Annotated in this window: 7 protein-coding genes and 1 pseudogene; 3 read left to right on the top strand and 5 right to left on the bottom strand. The window is 63.3% G+C overall.

All coding sequences use genetic code 11. From position 1 onward, the window contains the following. Positions 1–166: pseudogene (locus EOD15_RS37360) on the top strand (LysR family transcriptional regulator); the annotation flags it as partial. Here the strand turns inward: EOD15_RS37360 and EOD15_RS26195 are convergent. The 3 genes from EOD15_RS26195 to EOD15_RS26185 form a co-directional block, all read right to left on the bottom strand. Beyond that, positions 130–1,305: an MFS transporter gene (locus tag EOD15_RS26195; protein ID WP_127322800.1), complete on the bottom strand. Its 1,176-nt coding sequence runs from the start codon at positions 1,303–1,305 to the stop codon at positions 130–132. The pseudogene EOD15_RS37360 and the gene EOD15_RS26195 overlap by 37 nt on opposite strands. 123 nt (positions 1,306–1,428) lie before the next feature. Then, positions 1,429–1,737 carry a DUF1244 domain-containing protein gene (locus tag EOD15_RS26190; protein WP_127322801.1) on the bottom strand — a complete coding sequence of 103 codons (309 nt, stop codon included), beginning with the start codon at positions 1,735–1,737 and terminating at the stop codon, positions 1,429–1,431. A gap of 11 nt (positions 1,738–1,748) precedes the next feature. Continuing rightward, positions 1,749–2,546: an N-formylglutamate amidohydrolase gene (locus EOD15_RS26185; RefSeq protein ID WP_127408974.1), complete on the bottom strand. Its 798-nt coding sequence runs from the start codon at positions 2,544–2,546 to the stop codon at positions 1,749–1,751. 245 nt (positions 2,547–2,791) lie between these two features. Here EOD15_RS26185 and EOD15_RS26180 point away from each other — a divergent pair, with 245 nt between their 5' ends. Together EOD15_RS26180 and pyk are read left to right on the top strand one after the other, a co-directional pair. Beyond that, positions 2,792–3,280: a DUF1036 domain-containing protein gene (locus EOD15_RS26180; protein WP_127321568.1), complete on the top strand. Its 489-nt coding sequence runs from the start codon at positions 2,792–2,794 to the stop codon at positions 3,278–3,280. Beyond that, complete coding sequence (gene pyk, locus EOD15_RS26175; RefSeq protein WP_013529204.1) at positions 3,277–4,713, top strand: pyruvate kinase; 1,437 nt, start codon at positions 3,277–3,279, stop codon at positions 4,711–4,713. The genes EOD15_RS26180 and pyk overlap by 4 nt, the downstream gene beginning before the upstream one ends. Before the next feature lie 44 nt (positions 4,714–4,757). Here the strand turns inward: pyk and EOD15_RS26170 are convergent, their stop codons facing one another. Together EOD15_RS26170 and EOD15_RS26165 are read right to left on the bottom strand one after the other, a co-directional pair. Further along, entirely contained in the window at positions 4,758–5,822 is a 1,065-nt protein-coding gene (locus EOD15_RS26170) for an alpha/beta hydrolase (protein ID WP_127321567.1), read from the bottom strand. Between the two features lie 131 nt (positions 5,823–5,953). Next, positions 5,954–6,356, bottom strand: a 403-nt coding sequence (locus tag EOD15_RS26165; protein ID WP_127408973.1) for a hypothetical protein, incomplete at its 5' end; no start/stop codon positions are given.

The raw sequence follows: 6,356 nt of genomic DNA, 5'->3' as shown, positions 1-6,356 counted from the left end.
GCACCACAAATTCGCACTGCCGGCAAACCCGCTGGTTTATCTGATCGGACTGATGGCGATGCATCGCGACGTGCGTACAAGCGTGCGCATCCGCCGGGTGGTGGATTTTCTCCACGAGGAGCTGAAACGCTATTCGGCGGGTGCTGGCGCGAATTCGGCGCGGTGAGCGAGCCCGGCCATCAGCAACACGATGATCAGCAGTCCCGACATGGTGATGAAGATCGGGCCGAAGCTGGAATGCTCGGCAACGAAGCCGATCGCCGACGGCGCCACCAGTATGCCGCAGTATCCGATCGTGGTGACCACGCTCATGCCGGTGCCAGAAGACATGCCTTCCTGGTTGCCGCCGGCCGAAAAGATGATCGGCACCATATTGGCGATGCCGAAGCCGCAAAAGGCAAAGGCTGCAATGGCGAGCCAGGGCGAGGGCGCCAGGCCAGCGACCAGCATGCCGACCGCGGCTACGAGGGCCGACACGCGAAGCGTCGTCACCGCGCCGAAGCGATTGCGTATACCGTCGCCGAAGAACCGCGTAACCGCCATGACGCCCGAAAATCCGGCGTAGGCGAGGCCGGCAACGGCAAGATCGGCGCCGAGCTCCTGGCGCAGATACAGGGCTGCCCAGTCGAGCACCGCGCCTTCGGAGATCATCGCCAGCAGCGCCATCAGTCCGATCAGATAAACCAGCGGGTTTGCCGGCAGTGCGAATTTGTGGTGCTCGGCTGCCTGCGGGCTGCCTTCGGTGAGGAGATGGCGAACGGCCACCGCGATCACCGCGAAGGCAAACACCGTTACCGCCGCCGCGTGAGCGAGGTGGCCGTAGTGCTGGATGGCAAAGCCGCCGAGGCCGCCGCCGGCGAAGCCGCCGAGACTCCAGAAGCCGTGCGAGGACGACATGACGGCGCGGGAGAGCCGCCGTTCGACCACCACGGCATTGGCATTCATGGCAACGTCCATGCCACCGATCGAGCCGCCGAAGATGATCATGGCCGCGGCCGCCAGCGGTACGTTGGGCGCCAGCGCCACGACCATCAGACCGAGGCTGCCGCACAGGGCGAACCAGCGCAGTACGGTGCGCGAGCCATGTCTGGAGATCAAATGGCCGCACCAGGTCATCGCGACGACGGCACCGACGCCGAATAAGAGAATCAGCAGGCCGAGCGTGAACTTCGAAATCTCCAGCCGGGTCAGGAACACCGGGATCTGCGGCGCCCAGCTGCCCGTCAGGAAGCCGTTGGCGAGAAAAATGGCCGCGAGCGCCCATCGTCCGCGAATGGCAGTCAGCTTGGCAATTGACGCGTTCATGAGGCGAATCCCGCTGAAAATGGCTTCGCGCGGCAAATTAGATCGATTCAATTTTCAGTCAAGGCTCTTTCGGGAAGCATTTTGGGCCAAACATAGCCTTAAGCGATCGCTGGGGCGACGGCGTCAATGGTCCTGGGGGCGCCTTGCCTCGAATTCGGCCTTCTTGGCGTCGGAGGCCTCGGTCTGGTTCAGCGCCTGCCATTCCGCATAAGGCATGCCGTAGACGATCTCGCGCGACTGATCCTTGGTGAGATCGACGCCCTCGGCATTGGCTGCCTCGCGATACCAGTTCGACAGGCAGTTGCGGCAGAAGCCGGCAAGATTCATCAGGTCGATGTTCTGCACATCGTTGCGCTCGCGCAGATGCTCGACCAGCCGGCGGAAGGCGGCCGCTTCGAAATCGCGTTGCTGCTCGTCGCTGAGTTCGGTCATCGAAACCTCCGTCATAGCGGCCCGGTGCGCGAGCCGAACATCTTCACCACATGTATATCGGGACGGCGGTCGATCGCGTCAACGATCGGCGCCAACCGTTCGGCCCAGGCGAGCGCGCCCTTCTGGTCCGATATCAAATCCTGTCGGATCTCGATCAGCGCATGGGCGAAGCCGTTGACGATGGCATGCTTGTACATAGTGTCGCCGCGCAGCGCGCCGTCATAGGGTTCGTTGTCGCCGACGACGAGGTTCTTGTCCTGCGCCAGCATGTCTATCAACGGCCGCGCCACGCGGTCGTCGAGATCCCACAGGATGCCGACGTGCCAAGGACGCTGGATTCCTTGCATGGCCGGGGTGAAGGAATGCACCGAAAAGATGAAGGGCGTCTGGGCGGAAGCCTGCGCGACCGATGCGATCATGGCGCCGACAGCGTCGTGATAGGGCCGATAGAACCCGTCGAGCCGCCTCTCGCGCTCATCGGCAGTGATGGGGTAATTCCCAGGTACGACAATGCCGTCATAAAGCTGGCGAATGAGCGTCGGGTCGTCTTCGCCGCGATTGGGATCGATCAGCAGTCGCGAAAAATTGGCGAGCACCGCCGGCACGCCGAGCAGGGCAGCCAGTTCGCGCGTCACCGCCTCGACGCCGATGTCATAGGCGATGTGCCGGTCGAACTCGGCCGAGGGCAGGCCGAGGCTGCCGTAGTCGTCGGGCAGGTCGCGACGGGCATGATCGCCCAACAGCACGATGCCTCGCTTGCGGTCGCCCTCGATGATGTCGAAAGGCGCGAAAACTGTGGATCGGGTCATTGGCGGGAAATGGTCTGTTCGCGGGCTTCCGGGGAGGGTGCTATCGTCATTCCACGAAGACGACGCTTGCGCAATGCCGTTGTTTGGCCAAGGTTTCCCGGGAAACCTGGCACACGTCGGCGAATTGTGCGCCGGAGCCTTTCTAAATCGATTGGAACTGGACAAAACGGTGCGTTGACATGCGCCCGGACTTTTCCGAAAAGGGGCGCAGAGAGATGCTGATGTGGTTTTTGAGGGGTTTTCGGATGAGTTCCGCCGGCGGGCAGCGCATGCGCTCTGCCTTTGCCATGCCGCTCCTCACTCTTGCCATGGGCTTGTCGGCGGTGGTCGTGGCGTCGCCGGCGCGTGCCGATTTCCGCGTCTGCAACGCCACGCAGAACCTGGTCGGTGTCGGCATCGGCTATCGCGCCAAGGCCGGCTGGATCACCGAAGGCTGGTGGCACATCGAGGGATCGAGCTGCAAGACGCTGATCGAAGGGCCGCTGTCATCAAGGTTTTACTATCTTTATGCAGAAGACGCCGAACGCGGTGGACGCTGGGATGGCCCGATCAACATGTGCGTGGCTGAAAAAGAGTTCAAGATCGCCGGCGTGACCGACTGCGTCGCCCGGGGCTTCCAGCGCGCCGGATTCCAGGAATATGACACGGGCGAACAGGCAAGCTGGATGGTCCAGCTGACCGATGAGTCCACAACGGGAGGCGCTCCAGCCGCCCCGGGAACAAACAGTCAATGAGACGTAGCCGCAAGGTCAAGATACTAGCCACCATCGGTCCGGCCTCCTCGTCGGAGGAGATGCTGAAGAAACTGTTCGAAGCGGGCGCCGATGTGTTCCGCATCAATATGAGCCATACCGACCATGAACTGATGCGCACGCTGGTCGGACGCATCCGCGCTGTCGAGGAAGCGGTTGGCCGGCCGATCGGCATCCTGGCCGATCTGCAAGGGCCAAAGCTGCGCGTCGGCAAGTTCGCCAACGGCAAGGAAGTGCTGACGCAAGGCCAGACCTTCACCCTCGACGACAATCCAGAGCCCGGCACCTCGACCAGGGTCTATCTGCCGCATCCGGAAATCCTGAGCTCGGTCGAAGCCGGCCATCGCCTGCTGATCGACGACGGCAAGCTCGAGCTGAAGGCGGTGAAGAGCGACGGCAAGTCGATCGTCTGCACCGTCGTCGCCGGCACCACAATTTCCGACAAGAAGGGCGTCAGCCTGCCCGACACCGATCTTCCGGTCGGCGCGCTGACCGAAAAGGACCGCAAGGATCTCGATGCCGTGCTGGCCACAGGCGTCGACTGGGTGGCGCTGTCCTTCGTGCAGCGGCCGGAGGATCTGGCCGAAGCGCGCAAGATCGCACGCGGCCGGGCGCTGATCATGGCCAAGATCGAAAAGCCGCAGGCCGTCGCCCGGTTGGCCGAGATCATCGAATTGTCCGACGCGCTGATGGTCGCCCGCGGCGATCTCGGCGTCGAGATGCCGCTCGAGGCGGTGCCCGGCATCCAGAAGCAGATCACGCGCGCCGCACGCCGCGCCGGCAAGCCGGTGGTGGTTGCAACGCAGATGCTGGAATCGATGATCACGGCACCGGTGCCGACCCGCGCAGAGGTGTCCGATGTTTCGATCGCCGTCTTCGAAGGCGCCGATGCCATTATGCTGTCGGCGGAATCGGCGGCGGGTGCCTATCCCGTCGAGGCCGTGGCAATGATGAACCGTATCGCCACCAAGGTCGAAACCGATCCGACCTATGCCGGCATCATCAACGCCCAGCGCTCCGAGCCGGAGGCGACCGGCGCCGATGCCATTTCGCTGGCCGCGCGCGAGATCGCCGAAACGCTGAAGCTGTCGGCGATCATCACCTACACCGCATCGGGCACCACAGGCCTGCGCGCCGCCCGCGAGCGGCCGCAAGTGCCTGTTATCGCGCTGTCGCCGATCCTCAACACGGCGCGGCGGCTGTCGCTTTTGTGGGGCACGCATTGCGTCGTCTCACCCGACGCCGTCGATCTCGACGACATGGTCAATCGCGCCTGCCGCATCGCCTTCGACGAAGGCTTCGGCAAGCCTGGCGACCGCGTCATCATCACCGCGGGCGTGCCGCTGCGGACACCGGGTTCGACCAACATGCTGCGCATCGCCTATATCGGTTCGGACACACAAGTCAGCCGCTAGATTCCTGAAGCGTGTCGCCTCTGAACGGATTCAGGCGGCCCGCTTTAGGTCGGCGCGAGTTCGGCCTGCGGTACCTTGATATCGGCGCATCTGCCGGCGCCGTAGGCGTCGCCGGCGATGCGCGCCTCCACGGTCCTGGCCATCGCCTGCAGGTCTATATTCTTGCCAGCGACCTTCTCGATGGCGCCGACGGTCAGGTCGGTCGCGATCCAGTCTGGCTTGTGACCGAGATTGTGCACCCACACGAGTTCGGCACCGGCAATGTCGCGCGCCAGGCCGACCGAATGGATATGTGCATAGACCACCTTGTCGCGATCGCCTGAAATCACCACGGTCGGCGCCTTGATCTCGGCGTAACGCGGTGCGGTGGCGAGCGCGTAGCGATAGAGCCCGGCGACATCGGTGGCGTTGGCACGAAAGGCTGTTGGTCGCAGCACCAGCGGGATAGAGGCCGAGCTGAGATAATTGTCCGGCACCTTGTTGGGCGAGAAAACGCAGGTGGTGGCGTCGGCCATCTGCAGGGTTCCGGCCGGATAGGTCAGCGTTTCGGAAAACAGCCAACCGAGCACCGGCATGGTGGTCAGATCGTAGTACCAGGCGGTTGCGCCGCCCGGCCATGGGTGAGTCGCCGGTGCGAGAAAGACGAGCCCGAGTGTCTTGTCTGGATGTTCGCGGCCAAAGGCCGATGTCACCACGCCGCCGAAGGAATGGCCGACGATGACAGTCTTCTTGATGCCGAGATGGTCCATCAGTGCGGCAATGGTGTTGGCCTGCGCCGACGGGTTCTCGTTGTCGGTGCCGCGACCCGACCAGCCATGGCCTGGCCGGTCGAAGAACAGCATTTCGGCGCGGCCTTCGAGCAAGGGGCGCAGCGGCAGCATCTGGTCCCTGAGGTTAGCGCTGGCGCCGTGGATGAAGACGATCGGCGGCAACTCGGCATTGGCGGGCGCCGGAACATGGACATAGTGGATGCGGGCGCCGTCGATGTCGGCGAACTCGCCGATCGGCGGATTGCGACGCTCGATCAGCCATGAGCCGACGCGGGTGACGCCGACAAAGCCGAAGACAAGCGCCATCAGGAAGGCAAGGGCGGCGTAGATCAGGTTCATGAGGGGAGATACGGAGGTGGAGGGGGATAGTAGGGTAGGCAGTAGGCAGTAGGCAGTAGGCAGTAGGCAGTAGGCATGTGTGTTCCGCAGAGCGGTCTGGACCTACTGCCTAATCCCTACTGCCTATTCCCTCAAATACCTTCACCGGCAAGCTCCTCCGAAATCGTGCCGACCTGGTCCTGGGCGCTGCGCATCATCGGATAGATGGCCAGCACCTTTTGCCAGGCCTCGAGCGCCGATTGCTTGTGGCCGGTCAGCGCCATGATCTGCGCCAGGCCGGACAGCGCACCGAAATGGCGCGGCTCGAGCTGCAGCGTATGGTCGATGTCGGACATCGACTTGCCGTAGTTCTTCATCATGAAATGGACGGTGGCACGCCGGTTCCAGCCTTCGGCATAAGTCGGCTGCAAAGTCACCACCTGGTCGAGGAAATCGAGCGCTGCGTCGAACTTCTGGCCCTCGACGGCTTTTTGCGACCATTGCATCATCAGGTCGATCGAGGCGCTGCCGGATTGCGACCACTCGCTCCAGATG

This window comes from Mesorhizobium sp. M7A.T.Ca.US.000.02.2.1, from assembly GCF_003996995.1.
Taxonomy (GTDB): domain Bacteria; phylum Pseudomonadota; class Alphaproteobacteria; order Rhizobiales; family Rhizobiaceae; genus Mesorhizobium.
Note: the sequence above shows the minus strand (reverse complement) of the source record. Positions and strands in the feature narration are given on the sequence as shown.